General features: G+C 44.2%; 22 protein-coding genes. 18 read left to right on the forward strand and 4 right to left on the reverse strand.

The annotated features are described in order from the left end of the window. Window positions 1-15: 15 nt before the first annotated feature. From C6Y45_RS08385 to map, 3 genes are all read right to left on the reverse strand, one after another. Complete coding sequence (locus tag C6Y45_RS08385; RefSeq protein ID WP_107584787.1) at window positions 16-858, reverse strand: STAS domain-containing protein; 843 nt, start codon at window positions 856-858, stop codon at window positions 16-18. 335 nt (window positions 859-1193) lie between these two features. After that, window positions 1194-1325 carry a hypothetical protein gene (locus C6Y45_RS18100; RefSeq protein ID WP_281260603.1) on the reverse strand — a complete coding sequence of 44 codons (132 nt, stop codon included), beginning with the start codon at window positions 1323-1325 and terminating at the stop codon, window positions 1194-1196. 129 nt (window positions 1326-1454) lie between these two features. Further along, entirely contained in the window at window positions 1455-2225 is a 771-nt protein-coding gene (gene map, locus C6Y45_RS08390) for a type I methionyl aminopeptidase (RefSeq protein ID WP_107584788.1), read from the reverse strand. A gap of 464 nt (window positions 2226-2689) precedes the next feature. Between map and C6Y45_RS08395 the strand changes: the two genes are divergently transcribed. The 3 genes from C6Y45_RS08395 (at window position 2690) to C6Y45_RS08405 (ending at window position 6576) form a co-directional block, all read left to right on the forward strand. Further along, window positions 2690-3214, forward strand: coding sequence for a GNAT family N-acetyltransferase (locus tag C6Y45_RS08395; protein ID WP_107584789.1), 525 nt, complete (start codon window positions 2690-2692; stop codon window positions 3212-3214). Between the two features lie 154 nt (window positions 3215-3368). Next, window positions 3369-4598 carry a peptidoglycan-binding domain-containing protein gene (locus C6Y45_RS18105; RefSeq protein ID WP_107584790.1) on the forward strand — a complete coding sequence of 410 codons (1230 nt, stop codon included), beginning with the start codon at window positions 3369-3371 and terminating at the stop codon, window positions 4596-4598. A gap of 280 nt (window positions 4599-4878) precedes the next feature. Next, window positions 4879-6576: a M3 family oligoendopeptidase gene (locus C6Y45_RS08405; protein ID WP_107584791.1), complete on the forward strand. Its 1698-nt coding sequence runs from the start codon at window positions 4879-4881 to the stop codon at window positions 6574-6576. Window positions 6577-6696: 120 nt separating this feature from the next. On the opposite strand, the gene C6Y45_RS08410 is transcribed toward C6Y45_RS08405, so the two are convergent. Further along, entirely contained in the window at window positions 6697-7011 is a 315-nt protein-coding gene (locus tag C6Y45_RS08410) for a hypothetical protein (RefSeq protein WP_107584792.1), read from the reverse strand. Window positions 7012-7240: 229 nt separating this feature from the next. On the opposite strand from C6Y45_RS08410, the gene C6Y45_RS08415 reads away from it, so the two are divergent. The 15 genes from C6Y45_RS08415 to C6Y45_RS08485 all read left to right on the forward strand — a co-directional run bounded on the left by C6Y45_RS08415 (window position 7241) and on the right by C6Y45_RS08485 (window position 24115). Further along, window positions 7241-8485: an MFS transporter gene (locus C6Y45_RS08415; protein ID WP_107584793.1), complete on the forward strand. Its 1245-nt coding sequence runs from the start codon at window positions 7241-7243 to the stop codon at window positions 8483-8485. Between the two features lie 109 nt (window positions 8486-8594). Further along, entirely contained in the window at window positions 8595-8816 is a 222-nt protein-coding gene (locus C6Y45_RS08420; RefSeq protein WP_107584794.1) for a hypothetical protein, read from the forward strand. 30 nt (window positions 8817-8846) lie between these two features. Beyond that, window positions 8847-9659, forward strand: coding sequence for a peptidoglycan editing factor PgeF (gene pgeF / locus C6Y45_RS08425; RefSeq protein ID WP_107584795.1), 813 nt, complete (start codon window positions 8847-8849; stop codon window positions 9657-9659). Window positions 9660-10039: 380 nt separating this feature from the next. After that, the gene (gene ilvE / locus C6Y45_RS08430; protein WP_107584796.1) at window positions 10040-10942 is read left to right on the forward strand and encodes a branched-chain-amino-acid transaminase; all 903 of its coding nucleotides are present in this window, start codon (window positions 10040-10042) and stop codon (window positions 10940-10942) included. Window positions 10943-11283: 341 nt separating this feature from the next. After that, window positions 11284-13014: a biosynthetic-type acetolactate synthase large subunit gene (gene ilvB, locus C6Y45_RS08435; protein ID WP_107584797.1), complete on the forward strand. Its 1731-nt coding sequence runs from the start codon at window positions 11284-11286 to the stop codon at window positions 13012-13014. After that, a complete protein-coding gene (ilvN, locus tag C6Y45_RS08440; protein WP_107584798.1) occupies window positions 13011-13532 on the forward strand; it encodes an acetolactate synthase small subunit in 522 nt (173 codons plus the stop codon). Before ilvB ends, ilvN begins: the two co-directional genes overlap by 4 nt. Before the next feature lie 47 nt (window positions 13533-13579). Further along, window positions 13580-14608, forward strand: a complete 1029-nt coding sequence (gene ilvC / locus C6Y45_RS08445; protein WP_107584799.1) for a ketol-acid reductoisomerase — start codon at window positions 13580-13582, stop codon at window positions 14606-14608. Next, window positions 14595-16139 (forward strand): 2-isopropylmalate synthase, encoded by a 1545-nt coding sequence (locus C6Y45_RS08450; protein ID WP_107584800.1) that lies wholly within the window; start codon window positions 14595-14597, stop codon window positions 16137-16139. The genes ilvC and C6Y45_RS08450 overlap by 14 nt, the downstream gene beginning before the upstream one ends. A 53-nt stretch (window positions 16140-16192) precedes the next feature. Continuing rightward, on the forward strand, window positions 16193-17299 hold the full coding sequence (gene leuB, locus C6Y45_RS08455) for a 3-isopropylmalate dehydrogenase (RefSeq protein WP_107584801.1): 1107 nt from the start codon (window positions 16193-16195) through the stop codon (window positions 17297-17299). Window positions 17300-17320: 21 nt separating this feature from the next. Continuing rightward, window positions 17321-18742, forward strand: coding sequence for a 3-isopropylmalate dehydratase large subunit (leuC, locus tag C6Y45_RS08460; protein WP_107584802.1), 1422 nt, complete (start codon window positions 17321-17323; stop codon window positions 18740-18742). 134 nt (window positions 18743-18876) lie between these two features. Beyond that, entirely contained in the window at window positions 18877-19461 is a 585-nt protein-coding gene (leuD, locus tag C6Y45_RS08465) for a 3-isopropylmalate dehydratase small subunit (protein ID WP_107584834.1), read from the forward strand. A 233-nt stretch (window positions 19462-19694) separates the two neighbouring features. Next, window positions 19695-21236, forward strand: coding sequence for a peptide chain release factor 3 (locus C6Y45_RS08470; protein ID WP_107584803.1), 1542 nt, complete (start codon window positions 19695-19697; stop codon window positions 21234-21236). 754 nt (window positions 21237-21990) lie between these two features. Next, a complete protein-coding gene (locus C6Y45_RS08475) occupies window positions 21991-22683 on the forward strand; it encodes a DUF1538 domain-containing protein (RefSeq protein ID WP_107584804.1) in 693 nt (230 codons plus the stop codon). After that, window positions 22680-23411 (forward strand): DUF1538 domain-containing protein, encoded by a 732-nt coding sequence (locus C6Y45_RS08480; protein WP_107584805.1) that lies wholly within the window; start codon window positions 22680-22682, stop codon window positions 23409-23411. Before C6Y45_RS08475 ends, C6Y45_RS08480 begins: the two co-directional genes overlap by 4 nt. Continuing rightward, window positions 23408-24115 carry a P-II family nitrogen regulator gene (locus C6Y45_RS08485; protein ID WP_107584806.1) on the forward strand — a complete coding sequence of 236 codons (708 nt, stop codon included), beginning with the start codon at window positions 23408-23410 and terminating at the stop codon, window positions 24113-24115. Before C6Y45_RS08480 ends, C6Y45_RS08485 begins: the two co-directional genes overlap by 4 nt. The last annotated feature ends 30 nt before the right edge of the window (window positions 24116-24145 follow it).

The following is a 24145-nucleotide window of genomic DNA, read 5'->3' on the forward strand; positions in this document are numbered from 1 at the left end:
TTAATTTCTCCTGTTTTATCTGTCAGCGTTAACTGAGAGTCCGGTTTTCTTCAGAGCCTGCGGCAGAGAATTAACTACTGTCATATGGTCAAATGAAATTCCCAGGTTAACGAGCGTCTGAGCCAGCTCCGGCCGCAGCCCGGAAAATATAACCTGTACCCCTATGAGCTGCAGAGCATCATTCAGCTGAAAAAGATTCTGTGCAACATACGTGTCGATTAAATGCACACCCGAAAGATCCAGAATAAGGGCGGACAATTTTAACTCCTGTCCTTTCAGGAGCGCCTGGTTTAAAAGCTCCTGCGACCTTTTTGAATCGATATGACCAATAATAGGAAGGATCGCTACTTCTTTTGTCAGCGGCACGACCGGAACTGATAAATTCAAAATTTCATCCTTGGCCTCCTGAATTTTTCGTTCGTTACGTTCGACGTACGATTGAGTGAAGGAATAGATAGCTTTATCAATCAGAGGATTTATAGTGTCAGCTACCTCGTAGTACTGATCGAAGGTGTGGCTGCCTTCTGCAAATTCTTCCCGAATGTATTTGTACACCACTTTACGAAGTATAGGCACTACTAAAATCGCCCTTTCCGGTGAAAGTTCCAGCCCTGAAGCCTCCTTGCCGAATTCTCTTCCCCAATTATGTACTTCCTGCAGTCTGGCAGCAGAACCTCCCTCGATAAAACCTTCAGCAAACATCGTAACGAGCTCTGCTATATGCCCATTCATTTTTTCTTTCGAGAGTTTTGTATATTCTATATTATATTTTTCTTTATACATCCCTGCGATTTCTTCTGCTATTTCCAGCTTGAGAGATTTTAATTTTTCACCAATATACTTCATACTATTAGGCATACTCACTGTCCTCTCCCCTTTGTAACATTCTATACTTCTTAATATATTACAATACAGGCCTGTTTTAAATCATTTTATTGAAGTTCAGAAGCTCAGGCATAATAAATAACACTCTGCATAACTTCTAAACACAGCCCAAATCCTTATGATTTTTAATCAAGGCTGCCTAGAAAATAAGGCAGATAAGTAAGGACCGGCCATTTCCGGCCGGCCTTTACCGCCTAGGAGCCCCCCATGTTCACTACAGCTCACAGAAAAAGGACAAAGCATAAAAAGGCTGTTCTTTCTGGTTGGATAAGAGGCTGACTCACTGAAAAAGAACCTTTTTATTTCTTTTATAATGGTGTCTCTGCTAAAGTTCCTGGCTGTTTTGGAAAGTCGCTGCGGCTCTTTACAGCTTTACAGACGCCGATAGAAAGCGAAGTTTTTCTCCAGGCGTCAGCAAACTTCAACATAGCTTCAATCAAAAAACAGGCGCTGCCTCTAAGCGATAACTATCGACTTTCAGAAGCAGCGCCGTGAAAAACCTTCAGCTGTTATTTAATAAGTATCTTTTTTTAAAATGGGAGCCAAAGATCAGCTCCCTGTAGTATAATTTATAGTTTTAGAAGATCTTCCCGATCCTGATCCGTTGTAATAATAGGCTCCCCTTTCTGAATAACCAGAGTATGTTCGTACTGAGAAGAGATCGAACCGTCCTTTGTTCTTGCTGTCCAGCCGTTACTGTCCATCTTGGACTGCCATTGTCCGGTGTTGATCATCGGCTCTATTGTAATTACCATCCCTTCCTTGAGGCGGGCTCCTTTGCCGGAAGTTCCATAATGAGGAATATTTGGTTCTTCATGAATCGTTGGACCGATCCCGTGGCCTGCAAAATCCCGGACGATCCCGTATCCGTAAGGTTCAATATAATCCTGGATAGCTGCCCCTATATCTCCAATTCTGCTTCCATGACGGGCCTTTTCAATTCCTTTGTAAAGAGCTTCCTTTGTGACACGATTTAACTGTTTGATTTCCTCGGAAACTTCCCCTACTTCGTAAGTCCAGGCTGAATCTGCCAGCCCGCCGTTTAAGTCTACAACGAAATCCACTGTTACAAGGTCCCCTTCTTCGAGTTTATCTCTTCTCGGGAACCCATGGCATATTTCATCATTAATCGAAGCACATGTAGCAAATTCGTACCCTTGATACCCTTTCTGGGCCGGAACCGCCCTGTGCTTCTTCAATGTTTTTTCAACAAAATCGTCTATTTCTTTTGTAGTAATGCCCGGCTCTATCATCTCCGCTATTTTCTTATGAATACTTGCTACGAGCCTGCCTGCTTCTTTCATGAGCTCGATCTCTCTCTTGGATTTTCTTTGAATCATTTACTGCACATCCTTTTTTGTATATAGCTTTTTCTAAAAAGCTTATTAATAAACATAAATTCCGCTTTCTATCATACCAACTGACGGGCCCTCCCTCAACTTTTTAATATCCTCACCTGCTTCTTTACAATTTGATAATGACCGGCACAATTAATTTATATAAAATACTGCCTGTGCTTACAGATACACAAATGTTAAACTTACTTTGAAGATCACCCGGAAGCTTTTAAAGTATTTACTCACTCATAACAAAGTGCAGCTTTTTGACAGGCGGTGCAGTCACCTTTCAGAACGAAGGGAATTCACTACCTGGTATAAACCTCCGTCCCGAAACCGCCGGAAATACAGCTGATAATGAAAGTGTTCTGCTGATAAGTTTTATAAAATGGACGAGGAATTAACCGATTTGCGTACTGAACATTTCAAGAAACAATTTACATAAACATACGATAAGGAAACTGCTAATGATTTATTTCAAAAAATTCACAACTGACGACATTCCCCAACTGATCAAATGGATTAACGCCGGGAGTGAGGAGGATATGTTCCTCTGGTCAGGCATAACTTTTACCTTCCCAATAGATGAAAAGCAGCTCCTGCATTATGCCGGGGAATCAGATGCTGAAATTTACAGTATATGGTCATCCGATCATAAGCCGTGCGGCCATGCTGCTCTTCGAAAAATAGATACTTACCACCGTTCAGCACGGATAGGTAAACTTTTTATCGCTCCTGAATATCGCGGCCTCGGAATAACGCCTATAATATTACAAAAACTTTTATACCATTCTTTTTCTGTAATGAATTTGAATCGCGTAGGTCTTGGAGTATTTGCGGATAACGAACGTGCCCTATCCATCTATAGGCGATTCGGCTTTCATATTGATGGAAGACTCCGGGATTACCGGCGGATAAACGACCGTTACATTGATTTAATTGAAATGTCTGTTCTCTACAGAGAGTTTACAAACAGATGTCGAAGTGTGTAAGAATCTCTTGTTTATGACAAACAGATTTCAAGCTGTGACAATATGATATCAGTATATTAAATAACATGAAATCCACTTGTACCTTTGTTGTGTGGCTGATAGTATTAGCCTCGTTGAGCAAAACGCAACAATCGTATAGGAGGGTTTTTAAACCATGAAAAAATATTCTTTCAAGTCTCTAGGCATTTCCACAGTAGCAGCAGGCGCAATTCTTTTTGCAGGCGGTAACGCAGCGAGTGCTGACGAGAGTGCCGAGCTTGGTGAACAACTACTATTTGAAGGTAAAGACCATTCACATGTTGCAGAACTAAATGAACTGCTCGCCGAGCAGGATTATCTAGATACAGATGTTGAGTCCACTTATACTTCTGAAACAACAGAAGCCGTGCGATCTTTCCAGGAAGATAACAACCTACTTGTAGACGGCCTTGCAGGCATCCAGACAATCGGTGCTGCTTCTGAGCTTTCTAAAGGTGATACAGGTTACCTCGTAGAAGAACTTCAGGAAAAGCTTGCTTCTCTTGGTTATTATGATTACAAAGTTGATGGTATTTTTGGTCCTATTACAGAAGACGCAGTTGCTTCTTTCCAGGATGAGTACGATATCGAGGCTGACAGCGGAGTTGCCGGACCTCAAATGTACGCCCAGCTTTACTATTCTGCTGAAGTTGCAGAAAACGGTTCTTCTGAAGGTGTAGAAGCTCCGGAAAATGTTGAAGAACCTGTAGAAGAAGAGACAGCTTCTGAAGATTCAGAAGAAGCTGCAGAAGAAGAAACAGCTGCTGAAGAAGAAACAGTTTCTGAAGAGGAAGAAGCTGCAGAACAGGCTGCCGCTGAAGAAGAAGCTGCTGCTGAAGCGGCTGCCGCTGAGGAAGAAGCTGAGCAGGCTGCTGCTGAAGAAGAAGCTGCCGCTGAAGCCGCTGCCGAGGAAGAAGCTGCCGAGCAGGCTGCCGCTGAAGAAGCTGCTGCTGCTGAAGAAGCCGCCGCTGAGGAAGAAGCTGAACAGGCTGCTGCTGAAGAAGAAGCTGCTGCCGAAGAGGCTGTTGAGGAAGAAGAAGACGTTCAGTCTACTTCCAGCGAGCCGGAAGGCGAAACTCTTAACGTAGAAGCTACTGCCTACACAGCTTTCTGTAATGGCTGCTCCGGTGTAACTGCTACAGGTATTGATCTTCGAAGCAATCCTAACCAGAAAGTTATCGCAGTAGACCCTAACGTCATTCCACTAGGTTCCACTGTACATGTTGAAGGATACGGTACAGCTGTAGCTGGTGACACAGGTGGCGCAATTAAAGGCAACAAGATTGACCTCTTTATGCCTGAAAGAAGCGATGCTGTAAACTTCGGACGACAGAACCTTGAAGTTACAATCGTAGACACTCCTTAATAGTTATAACTTTTAAAAAGACCGGCTCATTTTGAGCCGGTCTTTTTTGTGTACGGCACCCTGCTTTCGCCTTTCGGAACGCTTTCCGCCCGGTCCGGATTCAGCTAATTCCTTTTGTCTCCTCCGTTTCCCGCCTTGGCCTTTATCGCCCTGAAGTCATCCATCGGCTGAAGTAAGATGATTAAAAATTTCTTTCCAGCCCACCTCTTCCCTGCTGTACATACTGCTGCTTTTCCCACATTCAAGTTTGTGCTATAAAGAAAGAGAAAGGAGTGATTGGATGACAAAGTATTACCAGGAGACACTGGATTTTCAAAACACCGAGGAAATTAAAGCCGGGTACGAAAAACTTCTCGGTGAAAACATTTCCTCTGTTACACAGCTGGAGGACTGGCTTACAAGGGTCTCCCGTTTTCAAGAGGAAATAGAAGAAGGTTTGTCAGGTCACTACATTGATTTTCAATGCCTGAGTAACTCTCCGGAAATGAAAAAACAATTTGAATATGATCAGAAATATATTGAACCTCTTCGAAAAAAATATACAGCTCTGCTGGATGAAAAACTGTTAGCCTCTGCTTTTCTGAAGAAACTCCCGCAGGAATTTTACCATCAGCTTCTGAAACGCAAAAGAAATTCCCAGGAATTATTCCGTGAAGAAAATATTCAGCTTGAAATTGAGGAAGACCGGCTCACATCCGACTATTTCGAAATAACCGGAAATATGACCGTAGACTGGGAAGGAGAAGAAAAATCTTTAAGTGAACTTTCCCCCTTATTCGAAAGTACGGATCGTGAAATGAGAAAGAAAGCAATGACACTCTCTCAAGAAGCTTTTAAAGAAAAAGAATCAAACCTCCAGCAGATTATGACAGAGCTTATCCATATCCGGCATAAAAAAGCACTTAACGCCGGATTAACAGACTACAGGGATTATATGTTTAAAGAGTACGAGCGATTCGATTATACACCGGAAGACTGTCACCGGCTTGCTCAAGCTGTAAAAAAGCATATTACTCCCTTAAAAACTGCTTCGCAGAGGCGTCATCAAAAAGAGCTGCACCTTCATGAATATCGTCCATGGGATGCACGCGGTACAGGTCCTGACGAAATTCCCCTGAAACCATTTACAAATCCGGAAACACTCGTCGATAAAGCTGCACGTATATTCGGGCACCTCGACCCGCATTTTTCCAGTCTTCTTCGCACGATGGATAATAAAGAAATGCTTGATTTAACTGCCCGGAAAGGAAAAGCACCGGGGGGGTTCTGCACCCCTCTTCCTGTGACCGGTTATTCTTTTATATTTATGAATGCTGCCGGTACCCATGATGATGTTGTGACGATACTTCACGAAATGGGACATTGTATTCACAATGATTTGTCTAAACATTTCCATCTTGCAGACTACAAAGAAACACCGATGGAATCTGCCGAACTTGCCAGCATGTCCATGGAACTGCTTACAATGGATTACTGGGGTTATTATTATGAAGACAGCAGAGAGCTCCGCCAGGCAAAACGAAACCACTTCCGCGATATTTTGTCTTTTCTTCCTATGGGAGTAATCATTGATCAATTTCAACACTGGATGTATGAAAATCCTGCCCATACTGAAGAAGAACGCCTTAAAAAGTTCAGGGAGCTGCAGGAGGAATTTGATGCCCGGCATATTGAATGGGAAGGTTTTGAGCACTGGAGAGAGCGGTCCTGGATGCGTATTCTTCACATATTTGAAGTTCCATTTTACTTTATCGAATACGTCATTGCTCAGCTGGGAGCTCTGCAGATTTATAAAAACTACCGGGAAAACCCGGATAAAACGCTCACGAATTACAAAAAAGCCTTAAAAGCCGGTTCTTCCAAGTCATTACCTGAAATATATCAGGAAGCAGGTATTTCCTTCGATTTTTCCGAAAATGTCATTAAAGAGCTCGCAGACTTTCTTAAAACAGAGCTTGAAACGCTGGAAATTGACTAATCCAGGAATCGATTTGTTTCCCCTTATTAATAAAGCGAATCCAGTATTTTATCACGATGGCGTATTTATAAGTATAGAAACTGCCCCGGATCGATTAAGACGATCCGGGGCAGCTTCCAGTTAATCATATTTTTCGGCTTCCCGCGCAAGAATTCTTTTTTCCAGCTCCTTAAAAGCTTTAATAAATTCAGACGGATCTTCCTTAATCGTATAGGAGAATACCCCTCTGCTTGTATGGAGATAAAGAAGGGCTTCTCCATGTCTGATTTCCCTGTAGGAAATATCGAAAATCTGCTCCGCCGGAAATTCTCTCCGGTGAGTAACAAGCTTATCTTCATAAAGGTAGAGCATCCGTTCATATTCTATACTTTTCTGTTCAATAGGAGTAACTTCTCTTTCTACTTTATAATATGGGTGAACAGCGATCGGTTCCATGCTTATCCCCTCCTTCTGCTATTTTAACCTTCGTAAAACGTTATGAACAGCTTCATCCGGATATTATTATTTGTACTTCAATATATTTGGTACAATTATAAAAACTGACATAATTTCGGGTCCTCCCCTTGTGGAGAGTCTCACTGAATTTCATACATATATTTTCTATCCTCCCATTTTAATTAGCTTCGGATTTAAAATAAATTATTTTTAAGGAGTATTGGTTGTTTTGGCTCATTCAAAGGAAAAAGAATTTTTTTACGGATGGTATATAGTAGCCCTCGGTGCTCTCAGTCTTTTTTTCTCGGGACCCGGCCAGACCTATGCCAATTCTGTATTTATTGACTTTTATATTATGGACTTCAATTGGGAAAGGTCTCTCGTTTCCGGTATATACTCTGGAGCTACGCTTGCAGCGGGGTTCCTTCTGTTTTTTGTAGGTTCCACTATAGACAAATTCGGTCAGCGTCGTGTTTCTTTAACAGTCAGCGTGCTTCTCGCCGGTGCGTGTATTTGGAACAGCTTTGTAGTAAGTCCCTGGATGCTTTTTGTAGGTTTTTTTCTTATAAGGCTCCTCGGTCAAGGCTCGATGACCCTTCTTCCGAACACGCTCATACCGCAGTGGTTTATACAAAAAAGAGGACGGGCTTTCAGTTTTATGATGCTTGGTGGTTTTGCAAGTTCCACTCTTTTCCCACCTCTAAACGCCTGGCTTATTACATCATTTGGCTGGGAAACGACGTGGCGGATTCTCGGCTGTGCAATATTAATTATTTTTGTTCCACTCGTCTTCTTTTTTATGAAAAATAAGCCTGAAGATATCGGTCTCAAACCCGACAATGCCGGCAATACACCCGAAATTTCTGCCTCGGCAAGCAAGACCAAAGACATTTCATGGACTCTTCGGGAAGCAGCTCGAACAAGACAGTTCTGGCTCCTCCTGTTATGCGTTGGAATCCCGGCCATGATTAACACCGGTCTTACTTTTCATTTGGTTTCTATTATGACAACAAGTGGACTTGGTATTGGAACAGCCGCCTTTGTTCTCAGTCTTATGGCAGCGGTCGGTTTTCCAATCACGATGCTGGCAGGCTTTGTTCTGGAAAAAGTAAAAGTTCATTTTGTTTTTGCTTTCGTTTTTGCAGGACAATTTATTTTTATTATCGTTCTTATATTTACTGAGTCATTTACGATGGCGGTTATCTTCGGTTTAATCTGGGGGATGACAGGCGGCATTGAAAGAATATGTATCTCAATTGTTTTTCCTGACTATTTTGGCAGACGTCATATAGGTAAAATAAAAAGCATAGCTACTACTGTTATGGTCATCGGATCTGCCTTTGGGCCTCTCCCCTTCGGAATTGCCTATGATATATTTGGAAGCTATCAGGAAATACTTCTCCTGTCTCTTGTTTTCCCTGTTCTTGGAGCTGCTGCCTGCTTTCTTTCTCCGAAACCTGTCAAAACATCGTAACCTTTCTATTCGTCATAATCAGTTCAGGCTTGTTATACTTAAGTAGAAAACACTCAGACACTATAACTGCAGAAATTTTTGATTATCATACCAGAAAGGAGACTGAAAAATGCTTGATTTTCAATTTCCGGATCCTGGAGATCCGATGATGGGATATGCTTATTTGTTTATGGCAGTAATGTTTATGATTGCCTCCTTCACCGTTTATCGTTTCAAAAAGGCCAGCCGCAACCGCCAGATAGAAGAAAAGCCTGAAGTATACGAAATGTTTGAAACTCAGGAGGAACATGAACAAAAACAAGATGAAACTCCGAAAAAAACGAATCGTTAATTTCAATTTAAGAGAGAGGACTTTTACATCATGAATGAACCATTTATTTTACAAAATGATATTCTTCATCTTTACGAGTGGGAAGAAAAATTCCCGGAATTGACCGCCGCTTTTTCTTCTAGAAATGGAGGAACAAGCAGTTTTCCATACCATACGAATAATCTCGGTCTTCATGTAAATGACGATGAAAATAATGTTATTAAAAACCGGGAACTGACGGGTGAGAAATTGGGCTGGCACCTTTCAACATGGACTGCAGCTGAGCAAATACACGAAGACCAAATTGTTAAAGTCAGCTCTCCTCTCGCCGGCAGCGGCGCCCGCTCCTATGAAGACACTATCAAAAGAACTGACGCTCTATACACATCCGAAACTAATATTTTATTGACACTTGGATTTGCTGACTGTGTTCCTGTATACTTTCTTTCCAAGGAAAAAGGCTTAGTAGGAATAGCACATGCCGGATGGAAAGGTACAGTCAAAAATATTGCAGGAAAAATGGTGCGCCTTTGGCAGGAGATGGAAAACATTCATCCAGGAACTATTCATGTCGCAATCGGGCCCTCCATTTCCCACTGCTGCTACGAAGTGGATGACCATGTTATCAATTCCCTCGAGGAAACACTCCCTGACTGGAAGCCTTACGAAAAAATAGAAGAAGGACGGTACCGCCTTCAGCTTAAGGAAGCAAATTACCGGCTTTTGATCGAGGAAGGCGTACCGCCGGATCATATTTATGTTTCCTCCTACTGTACAAGCTGCAGTGAAGACTTGTTTTTCTCTCATCGCCGGGATCAGGGAAAAACTGGACGAATGATGGCAATTATAGGAAGAAATAAATAATAAAGGTTCTTCTCATTGAAACTCTCGAATACTAATTTGCTTCAACTGTCGAAAGGATTAATACCTTGAAACCTCCATAAAGATCCTCTTTTTACTTTTTAAGCTAATAACCTCTCTTCCCCAGCCTGGAATTTACAATTTCAGGCTTGGAAACTGACATTTATGAAAGCGCTTTAAAAATATTAACAAATAGTCTGAATATTCCACTATTACGGACATGACAGAATTGTAAGCGATTTCTTAATGTTTGACTGTTTTGAAATGTGAGAATTTTTCACAAATACTTGTTGACGGACTTGTCCCATCGGAGTAAGATAGGCTTCAACATCAACTTTTCGGCAAGCGCTGGGTTGAAATTTTCAAAGGAAGGAGCGAACGGTATGAGCAGTCAGTGGATTTATCTTGATAATGATTTCGTAAAAAAAGAAGAAGCTCTTGTCTCTGTATTTGATCACGGCTTCCTGTACGGCGATGGTGTTTTCGAAGGAATCCGCGCTTACAGCGGCAATATCTTCAAGCTCAGTGAGCATCTGGACCGGCTGTATCAGTCAGCACAGTCCATCATGCTGAATATTCCATACTCAAAGGAGGAAATGGAAGAAATTATTATCGGAACAGTCCGCAGAAATCAACTTGAGACCGCTTATATACGTGTAGTCGTCTCCCGCGGAACAGGAAATCTTGGGCTTGATCCCGTAAGCTGTTCCAAACCCAGCGTTATTGTAATCGCAGAATCATTATCTCTTTTCCCGGAGGAACTTTACGAACGAGGCCTTAAAATGGGATCGGTGGCGAGCCGCCGTAACCGGCCCGACGTATTGAGCCCTCAGGTCAAATCACTGAATTATTTAAATAACATTCTCGTAAAACTGGAAGCTAACCAGGCCGGTGTCGATGAAGCTTTAATGCTGAACGATCAAGGCTACGTCACAGAGGGCTCTGCTGATAATATTTTTATTGTAAAAAACAATAAAATTTTCACCCCTCCCGTTTATCTGGGTGCACTCGAAGGCATCACCCGTAATGCAATTATCGATATTGCCCCGGAAAACGGTTATCAGATCAGCGAACAGCCTTTTACAAGACATGATGTTTATACGGCCGATGAGGTCTTCCTCACCGGCACAGCAGTAGAAGTAATTGCAGTTATCGATGTTGACGGCAGAAAAATCGGAACCGGCAGACCGGGTGAAGTTACAAAGCATCTTCTTACTGCCTTTCGAAACGCAGTCATGAAAGACGGTGTCCAGTGCTATCCTGCAGAAAAAGCAGATGCTGTTTAAAACTTAAAATCATAAATCGATGATAGGAATAAAGGTCTGAGGGATCGCATTCCCAGAGATCCGGGGATGGTGGAAGCCCGGAAATGCAGCTCAGTCCGACATCATCCTTGAGTGCTTTACTGAACGCATCGTTGCCTAGGTAAAGTCAGGTGCCTGCACCTGTTATCAAAAAGAAGCCTTTTGAAAGGCTTCCTAAGGCAGTATCCGCGAGGATGCTGTAAAACCGGGTGGTACCGTGAAAACAAAGACTTTTCTCCCCGCTTAACAGCTGCGCACTCAGTGACAGCGTTAGTGGGAAGAAGGGTCTTTTTCTTTTGAAATTACTGAGGAGGGTTCAGGAAATGAAAACAGAAAAAACAGTAACACCAAAAAAGTCAGCCGCAGCTTCCATGCAGACAGGTGCCGATGTACTTGTAGAAGCACTTATTGAACAGCAGGTAGAAACGATTTTTGGCTATCCAGGTGGAGCTGTTCTTCCTATATATGATGCTTTATACCGTTCTGAAGCGGAATTTGAACACATCCTGACCCGCCACGAGCAGGGAGCTATCCATGCAGCAGAAGGCTATGCCCGTGTTAAGCGCAAGGCCGGCGTAGTACTTGCTACTTCCGGCCCGGGAGCCACCAACCTTGTAACAGGTATTGCAGATGCCATGATGGATTCTCTTCCTCTCGTAGTTATTACCGGACAGGTAGCTACAAACGTAACAGGGACGGATGCTTTCCAGGAAGCAGATTTTATGGGAATTACCACCCCTATTACGAAACACAATTACCAGGTTCAGTCTTCCTACGATATTCCAAGAATTATAAAAGAAGCTTTTCATATCGCATCCACCGGCCGTCCGGGACCAGTAGTTGTCGATATCCCGAAAGATATTTCAGCCAAACCGTGTTTTGAAACCGATCAGTCACCTTTTCACCTGCCGGGCTATCATCCGACATTCAAGCCGAACCCGATTCAAATTAAAAAATTGGGAGAAGCACTGAAAAAAGCAAAAAAGCCTCTTATTCTGACAGGCGCAGGTGTCCTTCACGGAGGCGGATCGGACACTCTCAAAAAACTTGTAGAACGTTTCGACATTCCTGTTACGTCTACCCTGCTCGGACTTGGGGCATTCCCCGGGGACCATCCATTATTCCTCGGAATGGCCGGTATGCATGGCACGTATACGTCCAACATGGCTATCACCGACTGCGATCTCCTTATAAATATCGGAGCCCGCTTTGACGACCGTCTCACTGGAAATCTTGAACATTTTGCTAAAAATGCGGTAGTGGCCCACATTGATGTAGATCCTGCTGAAATCGGCAAGAACGTGCCCACACACATTCCTATTGTATCCGACGCAGGAGCAGCACTTCAGGAAATGGAGCGCCAGCTGGAGAGCGGACCGGAAGATCATCAGGCATGGCTGGAAGAACTTCACTATAACAAAGACGCCTACCCTCTATGGTTTAACAATCCACCGGAAGGAATGACAGCGCAGTGGGCTGTTAAAAAGATATACGAAGCTACTGATGGAGATGCGATTGTTACGACAGACGTTGGACAGCACCAAATGTGGGCAGCCCAGTATTTTCAATTCACCCGCCCCGACCGGTGGGTAACCTCCGGAGGGCTCGGTACAATGGGCTTCGGTTTTCCTGCTGCTATTGGATGCCAGCTTGCCTGTCCGGAAGAGAATGTCATTGCTATCGTTGGTGACGGCGGTTTTCAAATGACGCTTCAGGAACTTTCCGTCCTTCAGGAACGCAACCTTCCGGTAAAAATTGTTATTCTTAACAACCAGGCTCTCGGTATGGTGCGGCAGTGGCAGGAAGAGTTTTACGAAGAGCGGTATTCTGAATCACTTGTCAGCTGTCAGCCTGACTTCGTAAAACTTGCGGATAGTTATAGTATCCGTGGAGTAAAAATAGAATCCCAGAAAGATTTTGAAGAACAGATTGGTGAATTAATGAGCTATAACGGACCAGTCCTTATCGATGCACGGGTCATCCAGCAGGAAAATGTCTTCCCTATGGTGCCGCCTGGACGAGGTATTAACGATATGGTAGGAGTGAAACCATGAAACGGATCATAACTCTTGTTGTTCAAAACAGAAGTGGTGTACTAAACCGGGTAACCGGTCTTATGCACAAAAGACAGTTTAATATCGAGAGTATCTCGGTAGGAAGAACGGAACAGGAAGGGATCTCCAAAATGACATTCGTTGTTGACGTGGAAGATCACCGAAAGCTGGAGCAGCTTACGAAGCAGCTCAATAAGCAGATTGATGTATTAAAAGTTACAGACTTATCAGAAAAAGCTATTGTGGCCCGGGAGCTGGCATTAATTAAAATTGTCAGTAACGCCGGGGTACGCAATGAAGTCCAGGGGATTATCGAGCCGTTCCGGGCCTCTGTCATTGATGTCAGTAAAGACAGCTTATCTGTGCAGGTAACAGGCAAACCAGAAAAAATTGAAGCTTTGATTAATCTGCTCCGTCCATACGGTATTAAAGATACTGCCCGTACCGGCCTGACAGCTTTCTCCCGGGGCAGCCAGCCCCAGTCAGCGGAGCTGACACAATATTCACTGCTTAAATAGCATTAAACATGACACTAATTAATTAAACTGAAGGGATGAATGTAAACATGACAAAAGTACTTTACAACCACAATATCGAGGAAGCAGTATTACAGGATAAAAAAATTGCAGTGATTGGATATGGCTCCCAGGGTCATGCCCACGCATTGAATTTGAAAGAAAGCGGCTTTGATGTAGTTGTCGGCCTCCGAAAGGGTAAATCATGGGATAAAGCTGAAGAAGACGGAGTAGAAGTAAACACAGTGGCGGAAGCTTCCAAACAAGCTGACGTAGTAATGGTGCTGCTTCCGGATGAGTATCAGCCTTCCATTTATAAAGAACACATCGAACCAAACCTGGAATCCGGAAACGCACTCGTGTTTGCTCATGGTTTTAATATACACTTCAGCCAGATCGTCCCTCCGTCCGATGTTGATGTTTTCCTTGTAGCTCCTAAAGGTCCTGGTCATCTCGTACGCCGTACATTTGAAGATGGCGCGGGAGTCCCGGCACTTATTGGTATTTACCAGGATGCCTCCGGTCAGGCAAAGGACCTTGCCCTGGCGTATGCAAAAGGTGTCGGCGGCGGCCGTGCCGGTATTCTTGAAACAACTTTCCAGGAGGAAACAGAAACTGACCTCTTTGGTGAGCAGGCTGTACTGTGCGGCGGTGTAACAAGTCTTGTGAAAGCAGGCTTTGAGACACTTACTGAAGCTGGATATCAGCCGGAAGTTGCCTACTTCGAATGTCTACACGAGTTAAAACTAATTGTTGACCTTCTGTACGAAGGTGGACTGGAAGGTATGCGCTACTCTATTTCAGATACTGCCCAGTGGGGTGACTTTGTATCCGGACCGCGTATTGTTGATGAAGATACAAAAGCCCGCATGAAAGATGTGCTTAAAGACATTCAAAACGGTACGTTCGCTCAAGGATGGATTCTTGAAAACCAGGCTAACCGTCCTCAGTTCAAAGCGATTAACGCCCGTGAAAATCAGCATCAGATTGAAACAGTAGGCCGTGAACTTCGTGAATTGATGCCGTTTGTTAAACAATCGAAGAAGAAAAAGGATGTGATCCAGAATGGCTCACGTTAAAATATTTGATACGACGCTGCGGGACGGTGAACAGTCCCCCGGTGTCAATCTGAACCGGCTGGAAAAGCTTGAAATTGCCAAACAGCTGGAACGATTTGGAGTCGACGTGATGGAGGCAGGATTTCCTGCTTCCTCACAGGGCGACTTTGAAAGTGTACGGGAGATTGCCAACACGATAAAAAACGTTTCTGTAACAGGTCTTGCGAGAGCAGTAAAATCTGATATAGATACAGCCTGGGAAGCACTGAAAGACGGTACCGATCCACGACTGCATGTTTTTCTTGCCACCTCCCCTATTCATATGACCTATAAGCTTAAAAAAACACCGGAGGAAGTCATTGACACAGCAGTAGAAATGGTTCGCTACGCTAAAACAAAGTTTTCAAAAGTGGAATGGTCAGCTGAAGATGCTTCCCGTTCCGATCTGGAGTTTCTTGCACGGATTATTGAAAAAGTAATAGATGCCGGCGCAACCGTCATTAATCTTCCGGATACAGTCGGTTATACCACCCCCTACGAATATGGACAGATGTTCCAGTATATTAAACAGAATGTTCCGAATATTGAAAAAGCAGATCTTTCCTGCCACTGCCATGACGATCTGGGAATGGCTCTGGCCAACTCGATCGCAGCGGTAGAAAATGGTGCAACACAGGTGGAAGGTACGATTAACGGTATTGGGGAAAGAGCCGGCAATGCTGCTCTCGAAGAACTTGCTGTTGCTTTGAAAATCCGCCAGGACTACTACTCCTTCGAAACCGGACTTGTTTTGAATGAAATTAAGCGGACCAGCGACCTTGTGAGTAAGCTCACCGGAATGCACGTGCCCCGTAACAAAGCAGTTGTCGGCCAGAATGCCTTTGCCCATGAATCCGGAATTCATCAGGACGGCGTTTTGAAGCACGCCCAGACTTATGAAATCATTACTCCGGAAATGGTCGGGGTGAAGTCAAATTCCCTCGTTATGGGAAAACATTCTGGTAAACACGCTTTTAAAGACAAGCTGAAGCAGCTCGGTTACGAACTTTCCGACGAAAAAGTTATGGAGGCTTTCACAGAGTTCAAAAAGCTCACTGATAGTAAAAAAGAAGTGACGGATGATGATCTCTTTACTATTCTTACGGAAATACAGACACAAACGGCAGATATTAAAAAATACGTATTAAACGGCTTTCAAGTGGAATACGGAAACGGCCCCCAGCCTGTAGCAACCGTCCAGCTTATGAAGCCGGACGAAACGGAAATTGAAGGTTCTGCCCACGGCCAGGGAGCTGTCGAAGCTTTATTTAATACACTCGACACTCTCATTGAAGAAGATGTTCATTTGACGGATTTTAACTTAACTTCTATTGGAAGAGGACGCGATGCTCTGGCTCAGTCCAATGTGAAAGTAACAGTCAACGGGACAGAATTCAGCGGCCGCGGTTCTTCTCAGGATGTTCTTGAAGCAGCGGTAAAAGCTTTTCTTAATGGTGTGAACCGTGGATTTTATTATCATGCTCCAGTAAAAGCTCAGGGAGCTTCTTATTAACTCACAATAATCCGGCCGGCCGCCGGAGCTCAAATTTCAAGGAGGAATATATTATGAAAAAGCATATTGTTCTACTTCCAGGTGACGGTATTGGTTCTGAAGTTACTTCGGCGGCACAGGAAGTGCTGGAAGCACTGGCTGAAGAATTTGATCATACTTTTACTTTTGAATCGAAAGACATCGGTGGAAGCGCTGTGGACAAGCATGGCACTCCCCTTCCACAGGAAACTACGGATGCCTGCAGGAAAGCTGACGCTGTTCTGCTTGGAGCCGTGGGAGGTCCAAAATGGGATGCGAATCCTCCCCACCTTCGTCCTGAAAAAGGACTTCTTTCAATCCGTAAGGAACTTAACCTTTTTGCCAACCTTCGTCCTGTACAAGGTTTTTCCACCCTGCTCCATGCTTCTCCGCTGAAGCAGGAAGTTATCGAAAACAGTGATCTTCTCATCGTTCGGGAGCTGACAGGAGGACTTTATTTTGGCACACCAAGTGAACGCCGTAATAATGGCACCTCTGTTGTCGATACGCTGGCGTATGAGCGGTCAGAAATGGAAAGAATTGTACGAAGGGCATTTGAAGCTGCAGCTCTCCGCAAAAAACATGTCACCTCCGTGGACAAAGCAAATGTTCTGGAATCCAGCAGAATGTGGCGCGAAGTTGTTGAGGAAGTAAAAGATGAGTACCCGGATGTTACAGTGGAGCATATGCTTGTAGATGCAGCGGCGATGAAGCTTATTACTAATCCCGCACAATTTGATGTAATCGTAACGGAAAATATGTTTGGAGATATTCTTTCCGATGAAGCTTCTGTATTGACCGGTTCTCTCGGTATGCTCCCTTCTGCAAGCATGAATGAAACAGGGTTCGGCCTTTACGAACCCGTGCATGGTTCAGCTCCGGATATTGCCGGGCAGGCGAAAGCCAATCCGCTGGCTGCTATTCTTTCTGCAGCACTGATGCTTCGGCACACTTTTCATATGGAACAGGAAGCCCAGCGCGTAGAGTCGGCTGTACAGGAAGCACTTGAACAGGGATATCACACGGGAGATCTGAATGTACCGGGTGGACAGCAGGTAAACACACAGCAGATGACGGAAGCTGTGATCAGTCTGCTGAAAGCAGACAGTACGACACAGAGCATCATGAGCTGTTACGTCTAACGACCGAAAGGAGATCTTTTTATGGATAACGCACAACCAAAAACGATTGTAGAAAAAATATGGGATGAACATATCGTTCATCAGGAAACAGGTAAACCGGATCTTCTTTATATCGATCTGCATCTTATCCACGAAGTAACCTCCCCTCAGGCTTTCGAAGGGCTGAGAATGAAAAACAGAAAACTGCGGCGGCCGGATCTGACTTTTGCCACGATGGATCATAACGTACCAACAATAGCCCGGCATTTCATCAGTGATCCGGTATCACGTAAGCAGATGGAAACTCTTTACGACAATTGTCAGGAGTTTGGCGTCCCCCTTGCCGATATTAACCACCCGGATCAGGGGATTGTGCACGTAATCGGCCCGGAACTGGGTTTGACCCAACCCGGTAAAACAATTGTATGTGGGGACAGTCATACTTCTACCCACGGCGCTTTTGGTGCCCTCGCTTTTGGAATAGGCACGAGTGAAGTGGAGCACGTACTTGCAACTCAGTCTATCTGGCAGAATACTCCTAAAACGATGAACGTTAAAGTAAATGGACGTCTATCCCCTTCCGTTACCGCAAAGGACCTTATTCTTGCTATTATTGGTAAGTTTGGTGTTCGTTTCGGTACAGGATATGTACTTGAGTACACGGGAGAAGCAATCAGGGACCTGACGATGGACGAACGCATGACAATCTGCAATATGTCGATAGAAGCAGGTGCCCGCGCCGGACTGATCAGCCCTGATGAAACGACGATTGAATTTTTGAAAGGCCGCCGGCACGTGCCGGATGGTGAAGCTTTCGATGAAGCTGCTTCCCGATGGAAATCCCTCGCCACAGATCCCGGTGCCGTATTTGATGCGGAAGTGGAAATCGATGCAGAAGAAGTCGAGCCGCAGGTTACGTGGGGAACGAATCCAGGGATGTGCCTTCCCGTCAGCGGAAGTGTCCCGGATCCTGAAGCTGCGGAGTCTATTTCCGAAAAAGCAGAAATCGAGCGCGCATTGGAATATATGGGACTTGAAGCAAATCAGCCGGTTTCTTCTATTGAGATACAGCATGTCTTTATCGGCTCCTGTACAAATTCACGCCTCAGTGACCTCGAAAGAGCCGTACGGGTCATTGAAGGAAAAAAAGTGAAAGACGGAGTACGGGCACTCGTCGTTCCCGGGTCACAGACAGTTAAGAAAGAAGCGGAAGCAAGAGGCATCGACAAATTATTTATTGAAGCCGGTTTTGAGTGGCGGGATGCCGGGTGCAGTATGTGCCTTGCCATGAATGATGACATTGTCCCTCCTGGGGAACGGTGTGCGTCCACTTCGAACCGGAATTTTGAAGGACGTCAGGGAAACGGTGCACGCACCCACCTTGTAGCTCCTGAAATGGCCGCTGCTGCCGCAGTGGAAGGCCGTTTCGTAGACGTTAGAAATTTTTCTTCAACACCAGTTTAATTAACTATATATTTAATAGAAAGCTCTGGTAACGTTTGTTACTGTCATTCAGAAATCTGTGGATCATAGTATAGGCCATTCTTTGGTCCACAGGTCAAACTTTAAACAGAGCCTAGGAGAACGGAGTGAAGTATATGGAACCGATTCGCAGACATGAAGGCCTGGTTTATCCTTTGAACCGGTCCAATATCGATACTGACCAAATCATCCCGAAACAGTTTTTAAAACGCATTGAGCGCCAGGGCTTCGGACAGTTTTTATTTTATCATTGGCGTTTCGATGATAATGGAGAACCCCGAAAAGATTTTTCTTTGAACGAACCCCGTTTTGAAGGATCCAGCATCCTCGTCGCCGGTGAAAACTTCGGCTGCGGTTCTTCCAGAGAGCATGCTCCCTGGTCTCTTCAGGATTACGGTTTCCGGGTAATTATAGCTTCAAGCTTTGCTGATATTTTTTACAACAACTGTTCTAAAAACGGCATTCTTCCTATACAGCTTACGGAGGCTGAAGTGCAGCAGCTGATGAAAAATGCTGAGCAGACCGGATATCGTCTTACAGCTGATCTGGAAACCCAGAAAGTTTACGACAGCACCGGTTTTGAAGCTGACTTTCAAATCACTTCCTACATGAGGGAAATGCTTCTGAACGGGTGGGACGAAATTTCAGTAACACTCACTCTTGAAGATAAAATACAAAAGTTCGAGGAAACACACAGTTGAAAAACCGTCTGAATCGTCCTGCCCGGACGGCTCAGACGGTTTTTTTAATGTACTTCCAATAATTAAAACAAGCGTGTCATCCTGCCTTAAACGCCAGCTGGTTTCAGACCGGCTGCCCTTCCCCTTCCCCGAACAAAACAAACTGAAGGATGCTAAATTGTTAAAAATGAGTTATAATTACCTGTTGAATCATTTTGTACGGCGTAATTTTACTGAGAGAAAGGAAAATACTTATGCAGGAAAAACCAAGAAAGACATTTGCAATCATTTCCCACCCGGATGCCGGAAAAACTACTTTGACGGAAAAAGTACTTCTGCTCGGAGGCAGTATACGAAGCGCCGGAACTGTGAAAGGGAAAAAATCAGGTAAATTTGCTACTTCCGACTGGATGGAAATTGAAAAACAGCGCGGGATATCCGTCACTTCCAGTGTTATGCAGCTTCATTACGATGATACACAAATCAATATACTCGATACCCCCGGTCACCAGGATTTCAGTGAAGATACCTACCGGACGCTCACAGCAGTTGATACAGCTGTCATGGTTATTGACTGTGTAAAAGGAATTGAGGCACAGACACTTAAATTGTTTAAAGTATGCAGAATGAGAGGCATTCCGATTCTTACATTTATTAATAAGCTGGACCGGGAAGGAAAAGAACCTCTCGACCTTCTGGAAGAAATTGAAGAAACACTCGACATGGAAACTTATCCGATGAACTGGCCGATTGGAATGGGCAAACGGTTAAAAGGGATTTACAGTATTCCTGATAAAACTGTAGAAGTATTTGACGAAGAAGAAGATCGTAAAGTCATTCCGCTCGAAGAAGCTGATATGCTGGAAGATTACGAGCGTGAAACTCTCGAAGAAGAAAAAATGCTGCTTGAAGAAGCCGGCAATACTTTCTCTGCTGAAAAAGTGCAGCAGGGCCGGATGACACCGGTGTTTTTCGGAAGTGCCCTTGCCAACTTCGGAGTGCAGTCTTTTCTTGACCAGTTCGTTAGCCTGGCAGCTGAACCTCAGCCGCGAAAAGCCTCCGGATCTTATGTACCTCCTGAGTCCAGCAATTTCAGCGGCTTCGTGTTTAAGATTCAGGCAAACATGAATCCAAATCACCGTGACCGTATTGCATTTCTCCGGGTGTGTTCCGGCTCATTCGAAAGAGGAATGGAAGTAAAGCTTTCACGTACAGGGAAAAAAATGAAGCTTAATCAATCCCACTCCTTTTTTGCTTCTGAACGAGAAACTGTAGAAGCTGCGATGCCGGGGGATATTGTTGGACTTTACGATTCGGGGAATTTTCAGGTAGGAGATACACTCTGCACAGGATCCGAGCTTATTCAATATGAAGAAATGCCTCAGTTCCCTCCGGAAAAGTTTGCAAAAGTCACTGCCAAAAATGCGCTGAAGCATAAACAGTATCATAAAGGAATGGAGCAGCTTGTACAGGAAGGTACGATACAATTGTACAAAACCCCGTATTTTGAAGATTATATTATCGGGGCGGTTGGTGAACTTCAGTTTCAAGTGTTCGAATACCGCATGAAAAACGAATACAATGTAGATATTGAATTCCAGCATATGACACATGAATTAGCCCGCTGGGTCAGAAAAGGTAAGGTAGATGAGGGAATGACAGACAGCCGGAAAATGCTCGTTCTTGATCAGCAGAAACGTCCGGTTCTACTTTTTGAAAATGATTTTGCACTGCGGTGGTTTCAGGATAAACATCCCGATGTTGAACTTGCTACCGGATGGGAAATACTCGAATAATTTAAATTGCAGCAATCCAGCTGACCCGGCCGCATCTCGGCCGGGTCAGCTTTTTTATTCAGCTCCACGGTGTTGCCATCCCCCCCTGCTCCCTCCTAATGCCTTTAAAGATAGCTGAAACGAAGTTTTTTAGAAAGATAATCTACTTTAAATCATTCTTCAAGTACCCCACGCTCAAACAAAGAACCGCTTTATTTGAGTGAATCGTTCACTCATACAAAGCGGCAGTACGAAATCGTAAATTATTATCAGCCTGTCGTCCACTAATTATTTTAAAACAACTGGAGACCCTACGACGCTTTCATGCTTCCGCCTGCCAGTACCTGAACAGGAGCGGCACACTGAAGAAGTTGTAACAATCCAAAGCTTACGCTGAACCTTCCCTTTTCCTTTACAGTCACGACAAATATAAATAATGGACATGGAAGGCCACTCCTTTACTGTTTATTTTAGCTTTGTCATTGTTATGCCCTGTGATGACGGAAATTCAGCTTGTTAAACCACTGACCACTTTCTATATGTTTATGGAGCGGTTATCCGCAGCTGATTCCATCTTATCCAAAACTTCCGGACTACACAGATCAGCACGGCGGAATAGTTTCTAAACAAAGCGCATAACAATCTTTTTCTTTCAGCAAAGCCTTTATTATAGTATATTCTATTATTCAGAATTTTTCTACAATTAAGTTATTTGTCGCAATCTTTTATTTTTTAAGGTAGGATAAGCGTACATACATAATTTGGAGGGCTGCGGATGAGTGATATTTTTGCACAATTTAAAGAAGTAGTTATGGCGATCCTCCCGCTTGCTGTCGTTATTATTATCCTTCAATACACAGTTATCGGCCTCCCGCCGGATCTTTTTTTCCGATTTCTCGCCGGGGTGGTAATGGTCGGGTTCGGCCTGTTTCTGTTCCTTGTCGGTGTACATATCGGCCTGCTGCCAATTGGGGAATTAATCGGATCGACACTTCCGAAAACGAATAAAATTTGGCTGATTCTCGGCACCGGTTTTATACTCGGAGTGGTCGTTACTATTGCTGAACCGGATGTACGGGTACTTGCTTCCCAGGTAGATGATGTTTCCGGAGGAGAAATTTCCAATCTTGTACTTGTTTATTCTGTAGCGCTGGGAGTTGGGTTTTTAGTTATGACTGCTATGGCCCGTACTGTTTTTAATATTCCGTTAAAATGGCTGCTTGTGGGCGGGTATTCAGCAGTTGGAGTCATGGCCTTATTTACTCCTCCTTCCTTCCTGCCGATTTCTTTTGATGCAGGAGGTGTCACTACCGGACCGATGACAGTTCCATTTATTCTCGCTCTGGGAGTCGGTGTAGCGTCCGTTCTCCGAGGGAAATCTTCTACAAGTGATGGTTTCGGTCTTGTAGCCCTCGCTTCTATCGGCCCAATTCTTGCTGTCATGGTGCTGGGAGTGATTTACGGATGATAATGCAGCTGTTCGAGGGAATAGACCATGTTATTTACGAAGTTGCGCTGGCTGTCGTCCCGCTGATTATCTTTTTCCTTATTTTCCAGATTTTCTTTCTCGACCTGGACAAAAATCGCCTGAAAAATATTTTTGTCGGTCTTCTGTTTACCTTTGCTGGTCTCGTGCTGTTTCTTCAAGGAGTTGAAGTCGGATTCTTCCCGGCTGGGGAAGCGATTGGCCAGCTGCTTGGTGAAAGAGATCATACGATCATCCTTCTCCCCGCTCTTGGATTTATTTTTGGTCTTGTAGCGACATTTGCGGAGCCGGCAATAAGAATACTGAACTACGAAGTGGAGAAAGTAACAGCAGGTTCCATTTCAAAAAATGTAATGCTTATAACACTTTCTCTGGGGGTTGGTGTTTCCATAGCTCTCGCAATGTTTCGGATTGTTCTCGGCTTTCCCCTCTGGTATCTGATCCTTCCGGGATACATTATTGCCCTGCTTCTCGTATTTATATCAAGCGACCGTTTTATTTCCATCGCTTTTGATGCCGGCGGTGTTGCCACAGGCCCGATGACTGTAACCTTTATTATGGCTATTGCTGTTGGAGTTGCCGAAGTGACCGAGGGACGAGATCCTTTATTGGACGGGTTTGGAATGATTGCTCTGGTAGCTCTCACCCCCATACTAGCTGTACTTATTTTAGGTCTGCTGTTCAAATGGAAGGAGCGTTCTAACGAATGAATGTTTTAAGAAGAGATCACAAACTGCTTGTTACTATCGTTAAAAAGGGCCGGGCAAAAAAAGTAATGAAAGCTGCTAAAGATGCCGGATCCGAAGGCGGGACGGTAATGCTCGGCTACGGTGTGGGAATCCATGAAAAGAAAAAAATATTCGGCCTTGATGCCCTGCATGAAAAAGAGCTGATCCTTACGCTGATCCCTGAGGATCTTCTTGCCGGAGTTATCGATAAAATATCTTCCACAGCTAAATTAAGTGAGCCGGGGCACGGGATCGGATTTATTGTGGATATTTTAAAGACGATAGGTATCTCCCACATGACTTACGAGGAAAATGTAAAGGAGGGGCTGGACGAAATGACGGACGACCTTAAACATAAAGGCTTTGACTTAATCATAACTATAGTAAACAAAGGAGAGGCCGGAAAAGTCATCGACGCCTCCAGCCGGGGCGGTGCTGAAGGCGGCACTGTAATGAACGGCCGTGGCAGTGGTATCCACGAAAAAGCAAAACTTTTTTCTATACAAATTGAGCCTGAGAAAGATGTTGTACTTACTCTGATCAAAAAAAGTCAGACGAACGACGTCCTGAAAGCAATCGAAGAAGATGTGAAAATTAATGAACCGGGTAAAGGAATTTCTTTTGTCCTTCCAGTAGAAGAAACTGTTGGCATTCATCATTTGATGGAGAATAATATGGGCGAATAAAATAACAAAACCTTCTCTAAATGATGTATC

Origin of the sequence: Alkalicoccus saliphilus (genome assembly GCF_003044065.1) — a bacterium.
Taxonomy (GTDB): domain Bacteria; phylum Bacillota; class Bacilli; order Bacillales; family Salisediminibacteriaceae; genus Alkalicoccus; species Alkalicoccus saliphilus.

Excerpts from the sequence above, each read along its gene's own strand:
- C6Y45_RS08450 (WP_107584800.1), top strand. The coding sequence starts at position 14,595 with ATGGCTCACGTTAAAATATTTGATACGACGCTGCGGGACGGTGAACAG.
- leuC (WP_107584802.1), top strand. The coding sequence starts at position 17,321 with ATGGATAACGCACAACCAAAAACGATTGTAGAAAAAATATGGGATGAA.
- leuD (WP_107584834.1), top strand. The coding sequence starts at position 18,877 with ATGGAACCGATTCGCAGACATGAAGGCCTGGTTTATCCTTTGAACCGG.
- C6Y45_RS08470 (WP_107584803.1), top strand. The coding sequence starts at position 19,695 with ATGCAGGAAAAACCAAGAAAGACATTTGCAATCATTTCCCACCCGGAT.
- C6Y45_RS08385 (WP_107584787.1), bottom strand. The coding sequence starts at position 858 with ATGCCTAATAGTATGAAGTATATTGGTGAAAAATTAAAATCTCTCAAG.
- C6Y45_RS08480 (WP_107584805.1), top strand. The coding sequence starts at position 22,680 with ATGATAATGCAGCTGTTCGAGGGAATAGACCATGTTATTTACGAAGTT.
- C6Y45_RS08420 (WP_107584794.1), top strand. The coding sequence starts at position 8,595 with ATGCTTGATTTTCAATTTCCGGATCCTGGAGATCCGATGATGGGATAT.
- C6Y45_RS08405 (WP_107584791.1), top strand. The coding sequence starts at position 4,879 with ATGACAAAGTATTACCAGGAGACACTGGATTTTCAAAACACCGAGGAA.
- C6Y45_RS08395 (WP_107584789.1), top strand. The coding sequence starts at position 2,690 with ATGATTTATTTCAAAAAATTCACAACTGACGACATTCCCCAACTGATC.
- ilvC (WP_107584799.1), top strand. The coding sequence starts at position 13,580 with ATGACAAAAGTACTTTACAACCACAATATCGAGGAAGCAGTATTACAG.
- map (WP_107584788.1), bottom strand. The coding sequence starts at position 2,225 with ATGATTCAAAGAAAATCCAAGAGAGAGATCGAGCTCATGAAAGAAGCA.
- ilvN (WP_107584798.1), top strand. The coding sequence starts at position 13,011 with ATGAAACGGATCATAACTCTTGTTGTTCAAAACAGAAGTGGTGTACTA.
- C6Y45_RS08485 (WP_107584806.1), top strand. The coding sequence starts at position 23,408 with ATGAATGTTTTAAGAAGAGATCACAAACTGCTTGTTACTATCGTTAAA.
- C6Y45_RS08410 (WP_107584792.1), bottom strand. The coding sequence starts at position 7,011 with ATGGAACCGATCGCTGTTCACCCATATTATAAAGTAGAAAGAGAAGTT.
- C6Y45_RS08475 (WP_107584804.1), top strand. The coding sequence starts at position 21,991 with ATGAGTGATATTTTTGCACAATTTAAAGAAGTAGTTATGGCGATCCTC.
- pgeF (WP_107584795.1), top strand. The coding sequence starts at position 8,847 with ATGAATGAACCATTTATTTTACAAAATGATATTCTTCATCTTTACGAG.
- C6Y45_RS18105 (WP_107584790.1), top strand. The coding sequence starts at position 3,369 with ATGAAAAAATATTCTTTCAAGTCTCTAGGCATTTCCACAGTAGCAGCA.
- leuB (WP_107584801.1), top strand. The coding sequence starts at position 16,193 with ATGAAAAAGCATATTGTTCTACTTCCAGGTGACGGTATTGGTTCTGAA.
- ilvE (WP_107584796.1), top strand. The coding sequence starts at position 10,040 with ATGAGCAGTCAGTGGATTTATCTTGATAATGATTTCGTAAAAAAAGAA.
- ilvB (WP_107584797.1), top strand. The coding sequence starts at position 11,284 with ATGAAAACAGAAAAAACAGTAACACCAAAAAAGTCAGCCGCAGCTTCC.